This window comes from Desulfosediminicola flagellatus (genome assembly GCF_005116655.2).
Lineage (GTDB): Bacteria > Desulfobacterota > Desulfobulbia > Desulfobulbales > Desulfocapsaceae > Desulfopila > Desulfopila flagellata.
The window spans coordinates 4418313-4440612 of the sequence record NZ_CP050698.1 but is presented as its reverse complement, the minus strand read 5'-3'; the positions used below and the strand labels follow the sequence as shown (position 1 = coordinate 4440612).

Annotated in this window: 17 protein-coding genes; 12 read left to right on the top strand and 5 right to left on the bottom strand. The window is 44.7% G+C overall.

Annotated elements, in window-relative coordinates:
* Positions 1 to 158: 158 nt before the first annotated feature.
* The gene (locus tag FCL46_RS18310) at positions 159 to 560 is read right to left on the bottom strand and encodes a helix-turn-helix domain-containing protein (protein WP_136810350.1); all 402 of its coding nucleotides are present in this window, start codon (positions 558 to 560) and stop codon (positions 159 to 161) included.
* Between the two features lie 368 nt (positions 561 to 928).
* Here FCL46_RS18310 and FCL46_RS18305 point away from each other — a divergent pair, with 368 nt between their 5' ends.
* From FCL46_RS18305 to FCL46_RS18275, 7 genes are all read left to right on the top strand, one after another.
* Positions 929 to 2074 (top strand): acyl-CoA dehydrogenase, encoded by a 1146-nt coding sequence (locus tag FCL46_RS18305; protein ID WP_136810351.1) that lies wholly within the window; start codon positions 929 to 931, stop codon positions 2072 to 2074.
* Positions 2075 to 2205: 131 nt separating this feature from the next.
* On the top strand, positions 2206 to 4185 hold the full coding sequence (locus FCL46_RS18300) for a heterodisulfide reductase-related iron-sulfur binding cluster (protein ID WP_136810352.1): 1980 nt from the start codon (positions 2206 to 2208) through the stop codon (positions 4183 to 4185).
* A 59-nt stretch (positions 4186 to 4244) separates the two neighbouring features.
* Positions 4245 to 5018 carry an electron transfer flavoprotein subunit beta/FixA family protein gene (locus tag FCL46_RS18295; RefSeq protein ID WP_136810353.1) on the top strand — a complete coding sequence of 258 codons (774 nt, stop codon included), beginning with the start codon at positions 4245 to 4247 and terminating at the stop codon, positions 5016 to 5018.
* Between the two features lie 9 nt (positions 5019 to 5027).
* Positions 5028 to 5942, top strand: coding sequence for an electron transfer flavoprotein subunit alpha/FixB family protein (locus FCL46_RS18290; RefSeq protein ID WP_136810354.1), 915 nt, complete (start codon positions 5028 to 5030; stop codon positions 5940 to 5942).
* A 55-nt stretch (positions 5943 to 5997) separates the two neighbouring features.
* A complete protein-coding gene (locus tag FCL46_RS18285; RefSeq protein ID WP_136810355.1) occupies positions 5998 to 6309 on the top strand; it encodes a hypothetical protein in 312 nt (103 codons plus the stop codon).
* A 329-nt stretch (positions 6310 to 6638) separates the two neighbouring features.
* Positions 6639 to 7040, top strand: a complete 402-nt coding sequence (locus tag FCL46_RS18280; protein WP_136810356.1) for an acyl-CoA thioesterase — start codon at positions 6639 to 6641, stop codon at positions 7038 to 7040.
* A 289-nt stretch (positions 7041 to 7329) separates the two neighbouring features.
* Positions 7330 to 8574, top strand: coding sequence for an OmpP1/FadL family transporter (locus FCL46_RS18275; protein ID WP_136810357.1), 1245 nt, complete (start codon positions 7330 to 7332; stop codon positions 8572 to 8574).
* Positions 8575 to 8658: 84 nt separating this feature from the next.
* Here FCL46_RS18275 and FCL46_RS18270 read toward each other — a convergent pair whose 3' ends face one another.
* Positions 8659 to 9528: a radical SAM protein gene (locus tag FCL46_RS18270; RefSeq protein WP_136810358.1), complete on the bottom strand. Its 870-nt coding sequence runs from the start codon at positions 9526 to 9528 to the stop codon at positions 8659 to 8661.
* Between the two features lie 168 nt (positions 9529 to 9696).
* On the opposite strand from FCL46_RS18270, the gene FCL46_RS18265 reads away from it, so the two are divergent.
* Both FCL46_RS18265 and FCL46_RS18260 read left to right on the top strand, forming a co-directional pair.
* A complete protein-coding gene (locus tag FCL46_RS18265) occupies positions 9697 to 11721 on the top strand; it encodes an NADPH-dependent 2,4-dienoyl-CoA reductase (RefSeq protein ID WP_136810359.1) in 2025 nt (674 codons plus the stop codon).
* Between the two features lie 113 nt (positions 11722 to 11834).
* Positions 11835 to 12446, top strand: coding sequence for a fumarylacetoacetate hydrolase family protein (locus FCL46_RS18260; protein ID WP_136810360.1), 612 nt, complete (start codon positions 11835 to 11837; stop codon positions 12444 to 12446).
* A 100-nt stretch (positions 12447 to 12546) separates the two neighbouring features.
* On the opposite strand, the gene serB is transcribed toward FCL46_RS18260, so the two are convergent.
* Positions 12547 to 13770: a phosphoserine phosphatase SerB gene (gene serB / locus FCL46_RS18255; RefSeq protein ID WP_136810361.1), complete on the bottom strand. Its 1224-nt coding sequence runs from the start codon at positions 13768 to 13770 to the stop codon at positions 12547 to 12549.
* A 791-nt stretch (positions 13771 to 14561) separates the two neighbouring features.
* Between serB and FCL46_RS18250 the strand changes: the two genes are divergently transcribed.
* Both FCL46_RS18250 and wtpA read left to right on the top strand, forming a co-directional pair.
* Entirely contained in the window at positions 14562 to 15356 is a 795-nt protein-coding gene (locus FCL46_RS18250) for a GspE/PulE/PilB domain-containing protein (RefSeq protein WP_136810362.1), read from the top strand.
* A gap of 435 nt (positions 15357 to 15791) precedes the next feature.
* Positions 15792 to 16778, top strand: coding sequence for a tungstate ABC transporter substrate-binding protein WtpA (wtpA, locus tag FCL46_RS18245; RefSeq protein ID WP_136810363.1), 987 nt, complete (start codon positions 15792 to 15794; stop codon positions 16776 to 16778).
* Positions 16779 to 17022: 244 nt separating this feature from the next.
* On the opposite strand, the gene FCL46_RS18240 is transcribed toward wtpA, so the two are convergent.
* Complete coding sequence (locus tag FCL46_RS18240; RefSeq protein WP_136810364.1) at positions 17023 to 18201, bottom strand: hypothetical protein; 1179 nt, start codon at positions 18199 to 18201, stop codon at positions 17023 to 17025.
* Positions 18186 to 19238: a GNAT family N-acetyltransferase gene (locus tag FCL46_RS18235; protein ID WP_167506074.1), complete on the bottom strand. Its 1053-nt coding sequence runs from the start codon at positions 19236 to 19238 to the stop codon at positions 18186 to 18188. Before FCL46_RS18235 ends, FCL46_RS18240 begins: the two co-directional genes overlap by 16 nt.
* Before the next feature lie 1190 nt (positions 19239 to 20428).
* Between FCL46_RS18235 and FCL46_RS18230 the strand changes: the two genes are divergently transcribed.
* Positions 20429 to 22264, top strand: coding sequence for an SLC13 family permease (locus FCL46_RS18230; RefSeq protein ID WP_167506075.1), 1836 nt, complete (start codon positions 20429 to 20431; stop codon positions 22262 to 22264).
* Positions 22265 to 22300: the final 36 nt, after the last annotated feature.

Here is a 22300-nt window from a genome sequence, read left to right as displayed (position 1 = left end):
GCAAAAAGCGACGGAACGACAAAGGAACGTAAAGGTTACAGCTGTCAAAAGATCATTAATACAACATAAGCAGGTAGTAATATTTATGACTGATAAACACTGGTAGTGGTGGGGACTACCGGGTTTGTAAGTTGTGCTTGTAATGTACGATGTTCGGGCTACTGCTGTCTGCTCGCGAGCATATCAGTGATTCGTACACGATATTCAACAATATCCTGCCTAAGAGACGATAGGCTGGCCATTTTAGCGTCTACTTTTGAGATATGCTGGTCGAGAATCTCAATCAGTTTGGGGGTTATGGTCTTGAAGTTTTGGGCGTTAATATCGAATATATCAGAGAGTTCCTGGATTTCTTTTAAAGAAATTCCAAGCTGTTTGAGCTTGAGAATGAATTTCAAGCGTAATACATCGTTTACATTATATGTTCTGGTACCGCCTCCCAGTCGTTCTGTCGCTCCCATTAACCCGATCTCTTCATAGTAGCGAATTGTCCGGGTAGTGATATTTAGCTGTTTGGCGAGTTCTCCTATTTGGGTCGATGCTTCGTTTTTACTGGTCATGCTGTTTTCCTTTATGGGCAGGGACAATTCTACTCTGCCGTATTGGTGTAACCTGATGAGGACTTTCCCGCGTAAGTGAGGGCATCACAGTCAGTTCAAACCGGATTTCTGAGTAGAACTGGCAGGATTCTCTGGTAAGATCAAAAGTGATGATTGACCTTTACGTAATTCACGAGTTCAAAGTAGCATAAGCTTTCTGTTGATGTCAAACAAAAATGGATAATCGAATTGTTTTATATACATTAAGCGATCTTATGCAAAAAGAGGTACAAAGAAAAACACTTGACCTTTACGTAAGCCTTGTTTATATAGGTCAATAAGATGGACAGAATAGGCTTGGAAGCTCTTATTACTCTCAGGAGAAAGATATGATCTTCGATTTAACTGAAGAACAGGCGCTAATACGCAGCATGGTTCGGGAGTTTGCCGAAAAAGAAGTCGCACCGTCTGCCAGAGAGCGCGATGAGCTGGAACGATTTGACCGCGAGCTGATGTTTGGCAGGCTGGCTGAATTGGGGTTGACCGGAATTGTTTTCCCAGAAGAATATGGCGGGGCGGGTGCAGACTATATAAGCTATGCCATTGCTGTTGAAGAGCTCTCAAGGGTGTGTGCATCAACCGGAGTCACCCTCTCTGCCCATCTTTCTCTTGGAGCAAATCCTATTTTTCTGTTTGGCACAGAAGATCAGAAAAAGAAATATCTTGTTCCCCTGGCTGCGGGCGATAAAATGGGGGCTTTCGGCCTTACTGAGCCAGCTGCAGGATCTGATGCCGGTGGCACTAAAACCACAGCAGTGCGTGATAATGACTCGTGGATTCTGAACGGCACCAAAATATTCATTACCAACGGCGGAGAAGCCGATACATACATCGTTTTTGCCAGAACAGATAAAGAGGCGAAAAAACATCACGGTATCAGTGCCTTTATTGTTGAGAAAGGAACACCGGGATTTACCTTTGGCAAAAAAGAAGAGAAGATGGGCATCCGCTCCTCTCCAACTCTTGAACTTGTATTTGAAAATTGCCGGATACCGTTTGAGAACCTTCTCGGTGACGAGGGCGATGGATTCAGGGTGGCAATGAAGACACTTGATGGCGGACGTATAGGTATTGCCTCTCAAGCTCTGGGAATTGCCCAGGGAGCTCTTGATGCTGCAGTCGATTATGCCAAAGAGCGTAAGCAGTTTGACAGCCCGATTGCCCGTTTTCAGGGCGTACAGTTTCAACTTGCTGACATGGCAACCCAGATAGAGGCTGCACGATTGATGGTGTATAACGCGGCCTATCGGGCAAGCAGCGGTCAGAGTTATTCACAGCAGTCAGCCATGGCAAAACTGATGGCAAGCGAAACCGCCATGAAGGTAACAACACAGGCTGTGCAGATATTCGGCGGGTATGGATACACGAGAGAATTTCCAGTGGAACGTATGATGCGGGATGCGAAAATCACTGAAATTTATGAAGGAACGAGTGAGGTTCAGAGGCTTGTTATAGGCTCCGCACTTACTCGATAGTATTTTTTAAGCTGTTAACCTGAAGAAATGGAAAGTGCTTTTGTCTTCAGGAGTACTGGCGGGCGTTTGCGAGGCGTCCGTGTGGCAAAGAGAGTGGGCGGAAGAGTTAACGGAGCTGAATGGAGAATATAATGGAATTTACACGCGAGATATACTGGAATGTAGGCCACGGAGCCGGGACCTTAGTCCCTATGTATCTTCTTGTGATCGTTGCAATCGGAGTTGTTGTAAAAATGTTTTTGCAACGTCGTGAAGTGTACAGACAGGGATTGCCTCTTAATCGGATCGATCAACCGGCTGAACGTGTTCGTGATATGCTGGTCAATGCTTTACTGCAGAAAAAGGTAACGAATGTAAAAGTTCCGGGAATGTTTCATGGCCTCTTTTTCTGGGGATTTTTTGCGTTGCTCATAGGTACGACCCTGATTGTTCTTCAGGCTGATTTTACCGACCTGCTTTTTGGTTATAAGTTTCTGGTAGGTAATTTTTATAAAGTATTTTCGATAACTCTTGATATTGCAGGAGTTGTCTCGATTGTCATGCTCAGCGCCCTGTTTGTGCGGCGCTATTTCTTCAGGCCCGAAGGGCTTGAGACTAAAACTGATGACGCAATAATGCATGGTTTGATGACCATCATTTTGCTTACCGGTTTTGTCATCGAGGGAAGCCGTATGGCAGTTACCGAACTCGGCACCCCTGTGGCAGCCTGGTCTCCGGTCGGGCATTTGCTGGCACAGTCTATATCCTGGATGGGAGAAGACAGTCTGAGGTTGATGCATAAGCTGACCTGGTGGTTCCATCTCTTGTTGGTGATGGGATTTATAGCGCTTATCCCGTTTACAAAGTTCCGCCACATCCTCACCACCAGTGCAAACTACTTCTTTGCCGATCGTGGACCAAAGGGCAAGCTCACTTCACTTGACCTTGAAGATGAGGATGCTGAGACATTCGGTGCCACATCCGTTGCAGAATTGACCTGGAAAGATATTTTTGACGCCGATGCATGTACGCTCTGTAAGCGTTGCCAGGATCGTTGCCCTGCATGGGCTACAGATAAACCGCTCTCACCGATGAAGGTTGTCAATCAGATTGGTGAGGTGGCGTTTAATACACCTGATGCAAATTTGATAGATACCATCTCTAAAGATGTTCTCTGGTCATGTACAACCTGTAGGGCTTGTCAGGAGATATGTCCGGCCTCAATTGAACATGTAAGCAAAATTGTAGAATTGCGCCGATCCATGGTGCTTATGGAAGGTGAGTTCCCGGGTGAAGAGGTCATGGCAGCCATGGAAGCCACTGAGGTGAACGGTAACCCACTCGGAATCGGCTATGCCACACGTGGTGACTGGGCTGAGGAGATGGGAGTTAAAACACTCGCTGAAGATCCAGACGTGGACATTCTCTACTTTGTTGGTTGTTACGGTTCTTTTGATAAACGCAATATAGCTATAGCCAAAAGCTTTGTGAAGCTTTGTCAGGCTGCTGGTGTGAAGGTTGGTATTCTCGGTAAAGAAGAAAAATGCTGCGGAGAGCCGATGCGTAAAATGGGTAACGAATATCTGTATCAGAGTCTCGCCATGGAAAACGTCGAGCTGATCAACGGATACGGGGTCAAAAAGATCGTTACAACCTGCCCGCATTGCTACAACACGCTTGAAAAAGATTACCGTGATTTCGAACTCAATGCAGAAATTGAGACGTATACAGTATTTCTTGAGCAACTTATTACGTCCGGCAAATTGAAGATCAAGAGTGAAGGACTGTCATGCACCTATCATGACTCTTGTTATCTTGGCAGGCATAATGATATTTACGATGCTCCACGAGCATTGATAAAAGCAGCAGGTGGAACAATCACCGAGATGGAAAAAAATCGCAGTGAGGGTTTTTGTTGCAGTGCCGGTGGTGGACGCATCATGGCGGAAGAGAAAATTGGTGAACGAATTAATATTAAACGTGTCAACATGGCGGTCGAGACCGGAGCAGATGTACTTGTCTCTAACTGTCCGTTCTGTCTGACAATGTTTGAGGATGGTGTGAAAGGTGCAGAAGTCGAAGAACAATTGAAACCGAAAGATATTGCTGAGCTGTTGGCTGAACGACTCTAGGACTTTCCTGGACGGCCACATGTGAAGTAGACTCCCATACTTGCTACTGGAGGAAGAATATGAAGATTCTGGTTTGTATAAAGCAGGTTCCAGATATGGAATCAAAGTTTAAAGTAGCTGATGGCGGTACCTGGTACAACGATCAGGACCTGGCCTGGAGAATGAATGAGTATGATGAATATGGTGTTGAGCAGGCAGTTCGTCTTAAAGAGCAGGTTAAAGACGCTGATGTAACTGTTCTCTGTATCGGCTCGGATAAAGTCAAAGAAACGATGAAAAAAGCGCTGGCTATGGGTTGTGACCGTGGTGCTCATATTGGTGATGATGAATCGTGGAATAAAGAACCGTATCAAATAGCCGGTGTGATCGCTGAATATGCAGGCGATAAAGGTTTTGATGTTATTTTTACGGGTATGCAGTCACAGGACAGAGGTAGTGGACAGGTTGGCGTGCTGGTTGCAGAGATGCTCGGGTTGCCAAGCGTATCCACCATCGTTGATTTCGTCTACGAAGATGGTGCCATTAAAGCAAAGCGGGAACTTGAAGGCGGTATTAAGGCCAATGTAACAGTTAAGGCCCCTGCGGTTGTTACCTGCCAACTTGGATTGAATACTCCACGTTACCCGACCTTGCCAAACATCATGAAGGCTAAGAAAAAAGAGCTGCTTACCATTCCGGTAGCAGATTTATTGAAAGTGGATGCGCGTCAGCAGACTGCGGAAATGTACTTTCCGGAGAAGAAGGGCGGTGGCCTGGTGCTGGAAGGTGAGGCGGGAGAGCTGGCAGATAAACTGATCAGTATTCTCAAAGACAAAACCACCGTACTGAAATAGGAGGAGATCATGAAATTATTGCTGATTGCTGAATATAGGGACGGAAAGTTACTCTCGGGTTACACAGAGTTACTCGGATTTGCGGAGAAGATGGGTGCTGAATCGGTGATGTTTCTCGCTGGTAACGACGGTGCCTTACCCAAGTATGACGGGAAACTTTATCTCGCTGATGCAGCAGTATGCGGCGAATATAATCCTGACCTGCACAAGAAACTGATTATGGAGATTGTGGCGAAAGAGCAACCGGATATGGTTGTTGTATCGCACTCCTCATACGGATGGGACCTTGCGCCACGCGTTGCTTATGCAATGAAAGCGGCTCAGGTATCTGAAGTTGTAGAGGTTAAAGATAATATGATGGTTGTCCCTGTATGTAACTCTAAGTTGAGACGTACAGTGAAATGTAACACTGGGCAGACCGTGGTAACACTTCAGGCTGGTGCTTTCAGTACGGTTGAATCAGGCGGCTCACCTGCTGTTGAGAATATAGTCGTTGATGGTGAAGGGCGCATCGTCTTTACCGGTTATGAAGAAGCTGAGAGTGGTGGTGTCGATCTCTCCAAAGCAGAGATCATTGTCAGTGCTGGTCGCGGTATTGGTAAGCCTGAGAACGTTGCTATGATTGCCGATCTTGCCAAAGCTCTTGGTGGCGAATATGGCGCCAGTCGCCCTGTTGTCGATAGTGAATGGGTCGAGCATAATCGTCAAGTCGGTACAACCGGCCAGACTGTTGCACCTAAACTCTATGTTGCTTGCGGTATTTCCGGTGCTATCCAGCATCTGGCAGGTATGAAAAAATCTGAGTTTGTTGTAGCGGTCAATACCGATAAAGATGCGCCAATTGGTGAGGTTGCCGATGTACTGGTGGTTGCTGACCTGAAACTGTTCATTCCTTTGTTAAAGGAAAAAGTCGCGGCGTTATAAACCAGAAGGGTACCTTGAAATACTATTCAAGGTACCCATAAGAGGATAATGCACAATGATAAATGATATCTTTCAAGAGTTGCCGGAAGCCTTTGTTGCTGGTGCAACTCAGGAACCTGTGAGTTTCTATTTTTCGCTTGGTGATACCAAAAAGACCGTGATGATTTCGCCTGACAACTGTTCTGTGTCAGATGGTAAAACAATCGACAGTGCTGACTGTGTTTGTAAGACTAGTCCTGAATTTTTTGTGAAGATATGGCAGGACGGGTATCGCCCGGGTATGAAGGATTTTCTTTCAGGGACAATCAAATCGAACAATCCCGGTTCACTGCAGACTTTTTTGAAATGTTTCGGGAAAGAGGGGTGAACTTCAAATAACTACTGTAAATGTTAATATTCCCGATTTGTGAAATTTTGCGGAGGGAAGGTGTTTGTTCGTGTTGATATGTTACGCGAATTAGATGCGCGAATCTAATTCGCGCAAGTGTTGTTGGATATCTACTAATGTTTATTCACGATCGTCTGGAAGTGGAATTATAGAGCCACTGATAGAAACCTGGTTTCCGTATTGTGGTTAATGCTTCTCTGGAATTATTAAAATTTGATTATTATTTGAAGTAGTTATTTGAAACAACGTTTTTTGTTTGGGAATTTTCAGATTTAAAATACAGGAATTTCTGTGGGAGAATTGTGTACATGGAAAAGGAAACTGAAATAAAAATTCGCGGTTATCATGCCGATTTTTATGGTCATGTTAATAACGCGCGATATCTTGAATTTTTTGAAGAAGATCGTTGGGCGAAGATGGAATCAAAGATCGATCTCCGGGATTGGGCAGCCAGGGGGTTGGGCTTTCTTGTTGTTAATATAAACGTTAATTACCGTAAAGCGGTTCAGGTTGGTGAAACTGTTGTTGTCACAACTGAAATAGAAAAGATTAATACTAAAAGTGCTGTGCTAAAGCAGGAAATCCTCTTTAAGGAAACCCGCGAGGTGGCGGCAGATGCATCTATCACCTTTGTAATTATTGATAAAAGCGGCAAGTCGGTTGTGCTTGAAGGTGATATTCGTAATGAGCTTGAATTTTTAGGAAAGTAACAATCCCTTGGTTAGGTATTAACGTCAAAGGCGGCGGAAACGCAAAAAAACCTTGACGATCCAATAGGTTTACTCAAATTTCAGCGTTGTTTATGGTTGACATTTGTGAGATTTATATTACACAAATGTAAGAGCAAAATTAGGCGTTTATGTATCCAGTGTATTGACTCGTACGTAAAGGTTAGGTTTTGTTGTTTTTCTGCTGGAATGAGAGAGACAGCAGAAGTCGGGAGTGTCCGTATACATATGATACGGATATACGAAAACAAATGATTTAAGGGAGATGAGAATGAGGAAAATTATTTCTGTAGCAGCCGTAGCTTCATTGTTTGTTGCTGGCTCAGCAATGGCATCTGGGTATCGTATACCTGAGCAGTCTGTGGATTCAACAGCTAAGGCCGGTGCGAACATTGCTTCAGCTGACAAAGCTGATGTTACATATTACAACCCTGCAGGTATGTCCCTTCTTGAGGATACCTGGCATTTTGAGGGTACCGCTACTTATCTTCGCCTATCAGAAATTGAATATGATGACACCCGTCCCGGGTTTGATGCTACTGGAGAAAAAGAGGATTTTCTCCTGCCGACCTTCTTTGTTGTTTCGCCCGATTACAACAATTTTAGATTTGGTTTCTCTTTGACAGAATCTTATGGATTACAAAAACGCTGGAAAGAGGGATACCCAAAAGCTTTTGCTGAAAAGTTTTCTTTAAAAGTTTTTGAATTCAATCCGACGGTTTCTTATAAAATTAATGATATGTTCTCGATTGGTGGTGGTGTCCGCTTTTTGTATAACGAGGCGACTGTCGCTAGTGATGCTACTGGCTTAGCCCCAGTAGCTCCTGGACGATTCATTGATGGCGATACAACAGAATGGGGATATAACCTCGCAGTAGACGTTAAACCAAATGATAATTTAAATTTTGCTATTACGTATCGTTCTAACATCGATCTTGATTTTGAGGGTGATGTAGAATTGAATGCAAATGGTGCGACAATTATTGACACAACAGGGACTGTTTCTGTTCCAGCACCTGCTGTCTTAGCATTTTCAGCAGCGTACACATGGGAGCAATGGACCTTCGATTTAACCATTGATAGGACTTTCTGGTCTGAATATGAATCGCTTGATTTCGATTATGCGGTTGGTGACCTCACTGATCCTTCCAATCCGTACTTTGCGGGTGGTTTATTTGCAGCATTTGACGCTCCTGTAGCCAAAGACTGGGATGACACCACCTGTATTCGCCTTGGTGTTGAATATCGCTTAAATCCAACCATTACTTTGCTTGGTGGTATTGCTTATGATGAGAATCCTGTCCCCGATGAAAACTTGAGCTTTGAACTTCCAGACTCTGATGCATGGTTGTTTTCTGCAGGTGTTCGTTACAAGTACAGCGAGCAGATGGAATTCGGTGTAGCTGTATTATATGATTATAAGGAAGAACGAACGGTTACAAATGATGTCGTCAGTGGTGAATTCAGCAATGCATCTGCATTCCTGATCAGTCTTGGAGCTAGCTATAAGTTCTAGAGAAAGAGGAAGAGAGCTTTATAGTAAAAGCCCCTTGGTACTTGTACCAAGGGGCTTTTTTGGTGATTGGTTGGAGTGAATAAACTATAACGCCCGCATATACTCAGGTTTCAAATTAACCTTGCCTTTAAGAGCTTTACTAATCAGTTCGAGAGTCTTTGCTTTATCCTGAGGCATTTTAGCCTTAATTGGTAGATAGTTTGATGCGTGGTTGGCATGAAAATAGCCGTTGGTTAATTCAGTTGAAGCCAGCATGACTCCGAGCTCTTCAAGCATTTCCTCCGGGCCGGGCACATACCAGTTTCCTTTTTTATGCTCCTGGAATGCAGGAGTGTTAGGTGTCAGCATCAAAGAGAGTGCACCTACAAATTCAGGATCAATCGCCGAAAGCACCCTGCCTGTTTCTTGTGCGTGTATAAGAGAACGCTCTTTTTGCGCAATTCCGAGTAGTACAGTTATTGAGAGTTTAATTCCTGCGGATCTGATTTTTTTACCCATCTCGATCATTCTCGCTGAGTCAGCACCTTTTTGTATCTTCTTGAGAGTTACATCATCACCAGACTCCAGCCCCATATACGCAATGGTCAGGCCGAGATCACGTAATTCACGAAGCTGCTCGACTGATTTCATTTTGATACTTTTTGAGTTAGCGTAAGAACCAACCCGTTCAACCCACGGCAGTTTTTTACGAATTGTGGTAAGTATTTTCACGAGTCGTTCGTGCGGGATAATAAGTGCATCTCCGTCGCAGAGAAAGAGCCTGTTCTGGTGTTTGCAGTGAAGGGACGCAAATTCGATATCCGCCATTATGGCGGAATCGTCTTTGATGGAGAAGCGACTTCCTTTATACATACCGCAGAAGGTGCATTTATTATGAGAGCAGCCTGTCGTTACCTGCAGCAGAATGCTGTATGCTTCGCTTGGTGGCCTGAAGATATTTCCTTCATATTGCATGAGTAGCTCCTTGTCGTGTACGTAATGGTAAAGTCTTTTACATTTTATATATTACCAGTTACATTGAAGCGCAACAAGAATTCCTGTCTGATGAAGGATCACCGTACAAGGAAAAGCAGATTACGGTGGTCAGTGGAATGATAAAGAAAAAGATGAGAGAGTGTACGAATGAATGATGCAACCTCGCGTTATCCCCATCTGTTTCAACCGCTTGATCTTGGTTTCACTTCGCTTAAAAATCGCATATTGATGGGATCGATGCATACCGGTCTCGAAGAAGAAAAAGACGGCTTTCACCGTATGGCTGAATATTATGGTCAACGGGCGGCAGGCGGTGTCGGCCTTATCGTGACCGGTGGTGTTGCCCCAAACCGGGCCGGATGGGTCGCTCCTTTTTCGCTTCGCCTTCATAGCTCTACCCAACTGCCCAACCACAGATTGATAACTGACCGTGTTCATAATGAGGGTGGAAAAATCTGCATGCAGATCCTCCACTCAGGGAGGTATGGTTACCATCCGCTATGTGTTGCCCCATCCCGTCTTAAAGCACCTGTTAATAGGTTCAGACCATGGGCGCTTTCTGAAAAAGGTATACGGTCTACTATTGATGATTTCACTCAGTGTGCTCTGCTTGCCAGAGAATCCGGATATGACGGTGTTGAGGTGATGGGTTCTGAGGGGTATCTTATCAACGAGTTTATTGCGCAAAAGACTAACAAGCGTGAAGATGACTGGGGTGGTTCGTTTGAAAACAGGATACGTTTTCCGCTCGAGATTGTTCGTTCAATACGCGAAAAAGCAGGTCAGGATTTTATCATCATTTACCGTTTATCAATGCTCGATTTGGTAAAGGATGGTTCCACATGGGATGAGGTAGTTCTGCTTGCTAAAGAAATTGAGAAAGTTGGAGCGACTATAATAAATACCGGAATCGGCTGGCATGAAGCGCGAGTTCCAACGATCGCAACAATGGTTCCGCGCGCAGGATTTACCTGGGTCACCAAAAGAATGATGGGTGAGGTGAACATTCCACTCGTCACCACAAATCGTATAAACATGCCTGAGGTCGCCGAAAAGGCACTGGCGGAAGGATGTGCCGATATGGTGAGTATGGCGCGACCGTTTCTGGCCGATCCCGATTGGGTTGTAAAAGCTGCTACAGGCAGGGACGCTGAAATTAACACCTGCATAGGCTGTAACCAGGCATGTCTGGACCATATCTTTAAAAGAAAATCTGCAACCTGTCTGGTTAATCCCCGTGCCTGTCGAGAAACTGAAATTCCCTTTACTCCTGCTGAGATTACAAAAAAAGTAGCTGTTGTTGGTGCTGGTCCGGCTGGTATGGCGTGTGCGGTGACAGCTGCAGCCCGGGGGCATCAGGTTACTCTTTTTGAGGCAAACGATCAGCTCGGCGGGCAGTTTCTGCTGGCTCGAAATATTCCGGGAAAAGATGAGTTTAGTGAAACGCTCAGATATTATCGTCACGAGATTGAGCGTCATGGTGTTGATCTCCGTATCGGATATCGTGCAACTAAAGATGATCTCAGTGATTATGATGAGATTGTTATGGCGTCAGGAGTAGTTCCACGAAACGTGTCTATTCCCGGGGCAGAGTTAAATCATGTTGTTCTATACAGTGATGTTCTGACTGGAGCTGAAACTGTTGGCGATAGAGTGGCAGTAATCGGAGCCGGAGGTATCGGTTTTGATATGGCTGCCTTCCTGCTGCATCAGGAAAGCAATCAGGATCCTATTTCTGAATTTCTGTCGGAGTGGGGCGTTGACAGAGAATATACCCAGCGAGGAGGCCTTAGAGTACCCCTGATACCGGCAGCACCGCGCGAAGTACATCTGTTTCAGCGGAAAAAAACAAAACCGGGTGCTAATCTGGGAAAAACTACAGGTTGGATTCATCGGTTGGAGCTTAAGAAAAACGGGGTGAAATTCTGGACCGGTGTTGAGTACTTAAGCATTGATGAGAACGGATTGTGGATAAGCCAGAATAATGAAGATCGTCTGGTGGCAGTCGATAGCATAGTTATCTGTGCGGGGCAGGAATCGGAATTGAGCCTGGCAAATGAACTTGAAGAGGCCGGAATAGCCTATCATATAATCGGCGGGGCAAAAGAGGCTGCAGAGTTGGACGCACAGCGAGCTATCGCTCAAGGGACAGAGGTAGCTGATTCGCTGTAATACGCGTTTGGGACTTTCTGATTACCATGCTTAGCGGGCAGTGGGGTTCGGTGCTGATAACGAATAGTAAAATTATCAGTAATAAATTGAAATGATTGGAGTTATAAAGATATATGAACACAGTATCTTTTGAAGGCAAAGTAGTAACACCCTCAAAAATTATCTGCGTGGGTCGCAATTACGTAGAACATATAACTGAACTGGGTAATGAAATTCCAGAGAGTATGGTGGTGTTCAGCAAACCAAATTCTGCAATCAGCAATGTATTGAAGGCTGTCCATCATGAACCGTTACATTATGAGGCGGAACTCTGTTTTATGATTGAGAATGGAGGTCTTGCGGGTGTAGGGTGCGGGCTTGACCTCACCAAAAGAGCGTTGCAGACCAAACTCAAAAAACAGGGACTTCCCTGGGAGAGAGCTAAAGGTTTTGACGGTGCAGCACTGTTCAGCTCTTTTGTACGGCTACCGAAAAATCGTGACAACCTCATTATTGAGCTTGATGTGAATGGCGACTTGCGACAACGCGGTACAATAGACAAGATGATGTATAAGCCCGATCAAATTCTTAAAGAGCTACAGGAATTTATGACATTGGTTGATGGTGATATTATTATGACGGGTACCCCGGCAGGAGTAGGCGAGGTGGTTGCGGGCGCAACGTATGCGTGCCGGGTTCTGCTTGATGATCAGGTCTTAACACATACACGTTGGGTAGCTGAGTAGAGGGTTGGTCAGCTAAGGCATTAATACGAAAAAATATTGTTCTTGGGGCTTGGGAGGTTGCGCCCAAACAGACGCAACTTCCTCTAAAGCAATCTATTATCTAAATCACATCTTCGGTAATTTCCCTGTCATGGATTCCAAGCAGATAGAGTAAACCGTCAAGACCGACACTTGATATGGCATTGGAGGCTTCTTGCCGTACTATTGGCTTGGCATTAAATGCAACTCCCAGGCCTGCAATGCCGATCATGGGAAGATCATTCGCCCCATCTCCAACGGCAATGGTTTGTTCGAGGGAAATTTTCTCTTTTTGGGCCAGGTGCCGTAATAATTGCGCTTTTTTCTCGCCATCAACAATCTCACCAACTACCTCACCTGTTACTACACCATCTTTAATGTCGAGCTCATTTGCATAGACATAATCAAAGCCGAGCTGATCCTTTAAATACTCTCCCACAAAACTGAACCCACCAGACAAAATACCCAGCTTATAGCCAAGACCTTTCAGCGTTTTGGCAACCAGATCGGCACCATCAGTTAATGGTAGTTTCTTGGGTAATCCCTGAAGCTGTTCTTCCGGTATGCCCTTTAAAAGTGCAACTCGTTGCCGAAAGCTCTCCTTGAAATCAATCTCCCCTCGCATTGCGGATTCTGTAATATGGTCTACCTGCTCACCAACACCGGCTAATTTGGCTAATTCGACGATCACCTCTGCCTGGATCAGGGTGGAGTCCATGTCAAATACAACTAATTTTCTGTTCTTACGATAGATGTTGTCGACATGAAATGAGATGTCAATTCCGGTTTCCTGGGAAATCTCCATAAATCTCTTTCGCATATCAAGAATATTGACTGGATTTCCACTCACAGCCATCTGTACACAGGCTCTTGGGTTCTTTTGAGGTGTCTTGAGGGAAATTCTTCCGGTTAATCGTGTTATACCATCAATGTTTAATTGGTTTTCAGCAATGACAGAGGACACGGCGGAAATCTGTTGAGCGGAAAGAGTTCTGCCCAATAGCGTGATAATCCTGCGCTCCTTACCCTGTGCGTGGACCCACTTTTCATATGCATCCGGGGAAATCGACTCAATGTCAACTTTCAACCCCATGTTGTGACCCTCAAACAACATGTCTTTGAAAATTGATGAAAAGTCTTTTGAATTCGGGATTTCTGCCAGAATTCCTAAAGAGATGTGTTCATGGATTACAGATTGACCAATATCGAGAATGTTGACGGAGTGTTGTGCCAAAATATTTGTAAATCTCTCGTTAAGTCCTTTTCGGTCTTTTCCTGTAATACTTATCAGTATAACTTCACTCATTATATATCCTTCAGGTCGTTTAATAATCTATGAGATTACCTGGGAGTTATTCATATTGTAACGGGATGCCGGATTATTCGTATGCGGCCTGAAATGTAGCAATTATCTCTATATATTTCAAATTAATGATATGCATTGAGACTGGAAAGTCTGTTTGTGGTTCCGGCGAAGTCCTCTGGCATATCATTTGAGATTCTCGTGCATGATGCAGGGCAATTTTCCCTTCCTTGTGCAACAACAGCCCCCAACCATCAAACAGACCTTCAAAACAAGAGAGACCAAATAGCTCTTGTACAGTCGTGGTGTTGTGAGCATAAAGGTGCTTTGTAACTCTTTACTTGCTTGATATTGTATGTGAATGTAGTGGGAATGACTTCGTCTCTTATTTTGTCGAATAGTGCTGTTATACCTCTTCATTCACAATTTGCAGTGTATTAAAATTGCATTTTACAACAAATATACTGTCTTGGTTGATAAACGGGCAATTAACGCTATACTATCTTATGAAGCCTATCTGTTAAGTGCAGTTTCTATTGGTGCGGAAAATGAAAGGCGGAGAAAAAACGTAGCTGGAATTCAGCTGTTATTCGATACGCTTTGATCTTTAACGTTCTGTATTCTTAAGGGTTAACGAGAATTACAGCATATCTGATGGAATACCTTACTGAATGCTTACTTGGCTTTATCTTACAAAATACTCATAAAGCCATGATGCGTAATAACAGAAGATGTTTATTATTTCGTATCATTCTATTTAAAAATGCATCCCGTGACATTCTGGAGGAAGTGAAATGACTAGTAAACCGCTTTTGGGAGAATTGCTCGTCGAGAAATATGACGTTTCACAGGGATTAGTGGATAAAGCTCTTCAGATCCAAAGAACCGGAAAACAACAGCTTGGCGATATACTTGTTAGTATGAATATTATCAGCAAGGATACGTTAGATAAAGTTATTGCAGATCAGTTAGACATACCGAGTGCACGGATAGCTGACAGACATACGCCAGAAGTTGTCAAATTGCTTCCACGATACCTGTGTTGGAAATACAAAGTTTTGCCACTCAGGCTCCAGAGCAATAACATTCTGGAGTTGGCTATGGCTAATCCCTCTGACAATGATGCCATAGCTGATATTTCGCATTATACTGGGAAAATCATTGAACCTCTGTGGGTGAACAGGGGAGAGGTCGAAAAGGAAATTCGGCAACGTGTTCCAATCGGGATCAAAGATATATTTTCCCCAAAAGCCAGCAGCATGATGACAAAAATTGTTGTTTTGCTTGCTGTAGTTTTTGCTATTGTTGTGGCATATGATACGTACAATTATCTAAAAACAGCACGTGAAGGCACTATCTCTGTCTCAGAAGACTTCACGTGGTATCGAAATCATGACATCGCTATTGGTGTTGACAAAAATGGAAGTTATTCTCTGCGAGGACGTGGCGCATTTTCTGAAGGTTCCTACAACGTGAGTTTTTCAAATATCAATAATCTTTCTTCATTTATTGAAGCAAGAACGAATGATTTATCTGATAAACAGAAAACCTGGTTGACCTGGGCTCTGGATAAAGCCGGCAAAAAGTAAGCATAGCATTGATCGGATACAAAATGCATGATGTCGGTTCGACAGAGAACTGTAGATAACCAGAATCTTCTTGCTGCTAAGCTAACAACAGTAGATCTGTAAGCAGAGTTGTGATCCTTTTGGGAAGATTACCCTGGTGATGTGTAGAGAAACGAAAAATGGGCTTCAGCAACATTGCTGAAGCCCATTTTTTTATGCTATTTGCAGGAAGTTTTGTTGAAGACTAATCACAATGGATTATCGGCATGGGTAAATAAGGGCGAGTAACCTGAAAAACACTATCTAATTTGACTCTCTCCCGCAATTCCCCTGAAACCCTCAAGTCATTTAAGGTCAGTTTTCGTTTGTATTTGTGCTCCTGTACCCTTTGATCTCCTTGCCTGTTATTATTGTGTTTTTTTCTATTCAAAACCAATACCCTACCAAGGAGCAAAGATGAGAAATACAAGAAAATCTTCATGGCTGATCCGTTTCGGATGTGCACTTTTACTCACGCTTTTTGCGGCGATGGCTCATGCGGGACCGCAGGGCGATCTGACCATTTATCATGCTGGCAGTCTGACAGTCCCGCTCAAGCAGATGATTAAAGAGTTTAACCAGATCTACCCTGAGGTTAATGTTATCACAAAAGCGGGTGGCAGCACTAAGATGGCGCGACTGATATCCGAAAAAGGTGAGATGGCCGATATCATGGCTTCTGCTGACTATATGGTTATCGACAATAACCTGATCCCTGCTTTTGCAGATTGGAACATCCGTTTTGCATCTAACCGGCTTGTTCTCTGTTATACCGATAAAAGCAAGAACAGCGACACGCTTACAAAAGACAACTGGTATGATATTTTACGCACCCCGGAGGTACAATGGGGGCATTCAGATCCGAACCTGGACCCATGTGGCTACAGGAGTCTGATGGTTATGCAGCTCGCAGAAAGATACTATGGAATAGATGGACTGTATGACCAATTACTGGCCAACAGGCCACTGAAGAATGTTAAAGCGAAAGCGATTCAACTGGTGGAGATGTTACAATCCGGAGATCTTGATTACGGTTGGGAATATCTCTCTGTAGCAGTTCAACATAAGCTCAATTACCTGGAACTAAGTGATGAAGTGAATCTCGGTAATTATGCCTACGATACCCTCTATTCAACTGCCAAAGTTACTGTAACAGGCAAAAAGCCAGGTACCTTTATCGACAAAAAAGGCAAATCAATCACCTATGGCGTCACCATGCTCAAACATGCTCCGAACAAAGAAGCGGCAGAAGCCTTTTTGCAATTTATGCTCTCTGGTGACAATGGTCTCAAAGTGTTGGATGAAATGGGACAACCAGCCTTTAACCCGGCTCGGGTACCTACTGAAATGATGCAACGACAGTTGCCTGAAAAACTGGCAAAGCTGGTTGAAGTGAAGTCGTAGTGGGATATAGGGGTTGTGCTTGCGTTTTGGCAATTCGATGCTCAACAGAGCAAGCACAATCCCTAATTGCTTCTATACTTCTTAGTGTTTTGAAATGTATGTGTCGATTTGAGGGATTGTCGTTGAACCCTTTGCAGTCTTGCATTCTCGGATAGGTCTCCTGGAACTGCCCTTGGTTTCGAAGCTCCATCGTAATGGTAGATATCTTGCTATAACGAAGGAGATGACGAATTTTACGACGCCATCAAGTCAAAAGAAGCCGTATTCTTTGCCTTCCGTTTTTCGGCAGAAGTTGCAACGTACGGATGTCTCCAGCAAAGCGATCTGCCACTATATGCACTCCCTGAAAACGTAACGGTGTTGTCTGGCAGCCCTGTATTTTAACAAAGAACGACCCATTGCTATTCGGCATGTCTTTTGGAAGTGCACGTAGATCAACAACAATAGCCCCAGCATCAAGAGAGAGTCTGCCGAAATAGGAGATTGCCGCCTGACGCCAGCAGATATCATAATTTTCGGCCAAAATGAACTCTGGACCGGCTGTCCCGGCAAGCAACATTTCTGCCCAACCATCAATGATATCAGTGTTTTGTTCAGGATTAGGGTGGAGTAAGTTTCCCCAATGTAGAGGTAGGATTGGCCCGGAAAAATCCCAACTTGGCGGACAGGCAGACATATTCCAGGGGACAGGTGAAAGTCCACGTTCCAAGAGACCGACGCCGCACTCCCAGGTGATCTTTTCATGATGCGCTGGAGCAAAGCGTCGTGCTCTGGAAAAGCGGGTTATCACATAGCGAATACCGTAATTGCACAGGAGTGCTTGTATTGATTCTTGACCGTTGCCGAAACTGTGGTTCAGAGCCGGAGGGAAAAATAGACGAGGAAACTCTGAAAATCCGTTGTGTTCGAGGATGCTCCCGAAAGCATTAAGGTGAGATTTGATCACCTGACTTGATCGCATAAAACCGTGCCGGTCGTGAAATTCGGAGCGTTCCATTTTCCCCTCGTTCCAGAATTCATGGCAAAGCGCGTGTAAGCCCAATTCAAGGGAATCCTGATTGTGGAGCAGATAGTCGGCCGTTTCATCGAGCCACGGACCCTGATTGATGTGGTTGTTCCAATGGCGGCCCATCCAGGTGGCACCGGGTATGTCTTTGAGCGAATTGTTTCTGTCCCATTCACAGAGCACCATACCTAAGCCAATACGTACCCCCAGTCTGCTGGCTAACCGGACGAGGGCCTGGTAATCTGCCAGACAGTGTCGTCTGGGAAATGCGTTACGATACGGTTGCTGAAAGGCTGAGCCATCTTCCCCACGCCACCAGCCAACATCCTCAATAATCGGAAAAATCGGTAGAGGTAAAAAGACTTCGACATTTTTATACGCGAGATAATTCATCTCCTGCCTCACAAGCTGATCCATCGCCTGATTGCTGGCCCGTCCTGCCGGGAACGTTCAAGATCAATACTTTTCCAGTTGTCGTATTCCAGAGATTCCCTTCGGGGATCCCAGTCGTGTGGTTTTCGTGAAAAAACATGCCAGCCAAGTGGTTCCATCTTTGCTCCCCATTGGAGTTTAAACCGACAGGCGGGTGCATCGGGAGAGGAACGACCAAAATCGAACCACGTGCAGTAATTATTGACCGCATATTCGAGCATTGACAAGTAAAGCAGCATATTAGGGCAAAATTGCCGGTACCTTCGCAGGGATGAAGCCCAGGGATTGTAGAGAGTCTCATTATGCAACAGGACGAAAGCTGCTGCAGCAGGTTTGGCATGCAAATAGATGACAATTATTGCGGTTCGCAGAGACTCGCTGTCTATAAGGCTTTGAAAGAGTTCAGGTGCATGAACGGGTGAGCCGAGATCACGCATGTTTTCTGAGAAAACAGCATAAAAATCAGCAAGGAGTTCGACACCACCTGCTTTTGCGATACAACCACATCGTTCAGCCTTACGGATTTGATTGCGAACTTTTGAGGAAAGATCAGCCCATAGTGTATCCACTGATGCCGGAAGCGGTCGGAGGAGCCCCGTCTTGAAATGATGGGGTGCATAGCACCATGAATCAATTGTCTTTTGCTGCTGAAAAAAAGACTGAAGTGCTCTATCCTGACGTAATTCCACATGGTCTGCTCCAAGTTTGTCGGCGAGCGTAAGGGCTGCCAGGAGAAGACTACGTCCACTCTCCGAATCGTCTGCCAGTATGCCTGCCGCATCAGTATAAGGAAGTGAAATCAATCGTTTGTCTTTGCCAGGCGGGTCGAAAAGAACGAGAGGAAGGATGCCGCATATTTGGTTGGTCTGGGTGTTTATTGCTGCCAGCCGGAAGATTCGCACGCTATAAGTCGTAGCAAGACATTCACCCCAATCGAATAGATGGGAATATTTGGCCGCAACATTTTCAGCTGCGTATTGATTCCATTGTTTCTTTTCTGTATTTGTTGAAATCTCGATCATGTTTGCAGTTTTTACCGAAAAACGCAGTGAGTTATATTTCAGTCTAGGAGCTTGTCGGATTATAGGCATTTTACCCAAGATTGAGGAAATTGAGCGGAGCCATATAGTTGATACCTGAGTCTACGCTACCTGCGAGCATCAATTTTCTTGTTGTGAATCTGAGGTTGGGAAAAGTGCATAATCCGATCAGTAAATAGAATCACTTCCATCTAAACATATAATATGTATCTGCCTGCCTAACAACTCGAGTCTGTAAGTTTTAGCCGTCCTCCTGATAGACACAAAGTAAGATCCTTTCTGGAAAAATGCAGTGGTGGCGAATTTAATGAGGACGTCGTGTAAGACGTGAGCAAGCAGGGTGGGAGGATGTTGACCAGATCTGGCTAAAGATAACGTTAAACTGATTTTTCTATTGAAACCCGGGTACTACTGAAGTTAGGTATCCCTGTCACGCCAACACATCGACTAGGGGGGGGCATGTTGGCGTCCAGTCTGCGAACTATGTTAGGGTTAGTCCCGGTACCCAATGCGGAAAGGCCAGAATCCCCTTTGTTATCAAACACCTCAGGTCCAACAGGGAAGACATCCTTTGCACCGGCCACCTGAACGGGACTGGTGCCAAGTTGGCTGTTGCCATGATGAAAGAAAATTATGGGTGACCCCTTTTCTTCCCTTTTCTTGTTGCGACCCAAAGAGTTTTTGGCACATGCTGTGGGCTGCAAATTTGAAATTTATGTGGCCAAAATTAAAGGCGGAGGAAACTAGGAGGCTGTCCGACAATGGCTTTTACCCAAACTCTTCGGAATTTTCAAAAAATAATGCTCGCAATATCATCTATATGGCTGTGCTTATTTTTTGAAAATCTCTCGATTTTGACCAAAACCCCTATTCTCGGACAGCACTCCTAGTGCTCTGTAAACCTTTACCTATCGGATATTCTTCGCCCTTTGAACACACTGACTTCGTTTCTCATTCAGTCACATATCGCTGCTATGTTCCTTCATTCGTGCCTCGCAGTGAACTAAAATTGCCGAACAATCTTTGCGACATTTAAAGATTTACAGAGCATTAGGCCAGCTGGAAAAATCAGTATTCCAATCAAATAGGTTTGGGTGTATCCTCTAATTATTCCGATGAAACTTGAAACCTTGAGTTATAATTTATCAACCCTGATATTTCCGGAAAAAGCTATGGATCCTCTTATTCTCACAAACGAAATGATAATGGCCTTTTCTTTGCTTGGTCTGGTCGTTATTCTCCTGGTATTTAATCTTCTCCGTGTGGATGTTGTCGGACTGTTGGTTATGACATTACTCCCGCTGACCGGTCTACTTTCCGGAAAGGAGGCGATTTCCGGGCTAGGGTCCAATGCCGTTGTTGTTCTCATCTGCGTCATGGTACTTGGCACATCATTAGAGAAGACCGGAGTTGTAGGAAAAATTGCCCAAAAAATAATGCAGGTAGCCGGAACCAGTGAATCCAGAGTGGTTACTCTGCTGAGTCTCACCGTGGCTATTCCTTCTGCTATCATGTCCAATGTAGGGGCTGTTGCCCTTATGCTTCCTGCCGCTCTTAAAGTCAGTAGATTAAGCAAAATCCCAGCCTCGAAGATCATTATGCCCCTTGGTTTTTGCGCTAATATGGGTGGAAATCTTACCTTAGTTGGCTCGACCCCACTCATTATTCTCAACGATGTGATGGCTAAGTGGTGGACAGGAAATGGTGCAACAGAAGGGGACTTTGTTCCTCTTGGCCTGTTTTATATTACCCCCATCGGTATTGCCATGGTGTTTGGCGGCCTTGTCTTTTTTCTGTTGATCGGTTGCCGGCTGCTTCCAACCCTGTCAGCAGAGGAGGAAGGCGGTGTCGTCAGTGCCAAACTTCGTGCACTCTATGGGGAAGAAGTAGGAAAAGGGTTCGAGTGTATTGTGCCCGAAAACTTTCCTGAACAGACTTTTGAACAGCTCGATCTACGTGCAAGATACAAGGCCACTGCGTTGGCAGTAGCCAAGAATAAGGGACGCAACAAAATTATGGTTCCTTTGGGTACAACAGTCGTGGGTCCGGGAGATATTATTGTTGTTGCCTGCCGTGAAGACTCCCTGCAAAAAATCACCAGTGATCTTGGCTGGCAGCCAAGGGAGAATTTTCAGACCTTTGCAGCAGAATCGTCACCAGAAAGATACGGTGTAGTTGAGGCTATTATTTCCTCTCGCTCAGCTCTGAATGGACATACAATGAAAGAGCTGGCCGTGAGAAATCTCTATCTCATCAATCCATTGGCCATTATGCGCGGCAATAAAATTTATATTAAAGAGCTGGTTGATATTGCACTGAAACCCGGTGATGCAATCCTTCTTCATGGCGAATGGGCTCACCTCCGCACCCTGCAGGAGAAGACCGATATAATCTATACCGAAAATCTGCGAGGCGAAGAGGTCAGAGAAGGCAAGGCAACTATGGCGCTTATTGCCCTGGCCGTCTTCCTTGCCCTTGCCCTTGGAACAGGTCTCTCACTGTCTGTAGCCGGCCTGGTTTCGCTCATGGTCATATTGATCGGTAAAGTAATGCACATTGACGAGGTATACAAAGCTGTTGAGTGGAAGACCATCTTTCTGGTTGCAGGTCTTATCCCCTTGGGAGCAGCTTTTGAAAAAACAGGGGCGGCAGATTTTCTGGCAAAAACTGTTTTGCTGCATATTGATAATCTAACACCCATGTTGCTCTATTTCATTCTGATCGTGCTTACTTCTTTTTTTGGTATGTTTGTATCCAATGTCGGAACTACGGTTCTGCTAGTACCTCTGGCCATGAATATGGCATCTCAGGTAGGTGCTGACCCAAGAATTGCCGGTATGGTTGTGGCTGTTGCCTCCATCAATACCTTTATCCTGCCTACGCACCAGGTTAATGCCCTGATCATGCAGCCAGGTGGCTACAAAACCACTGATTATATCCGCGTGGGCAGTGGTTTTATGCTACTCTTTATTGTAATTCTCATGACCATGCTTGCAGTCTTTTACTGATCAGGTTCACACTGTTTATTTTTTAAATATTTTTCT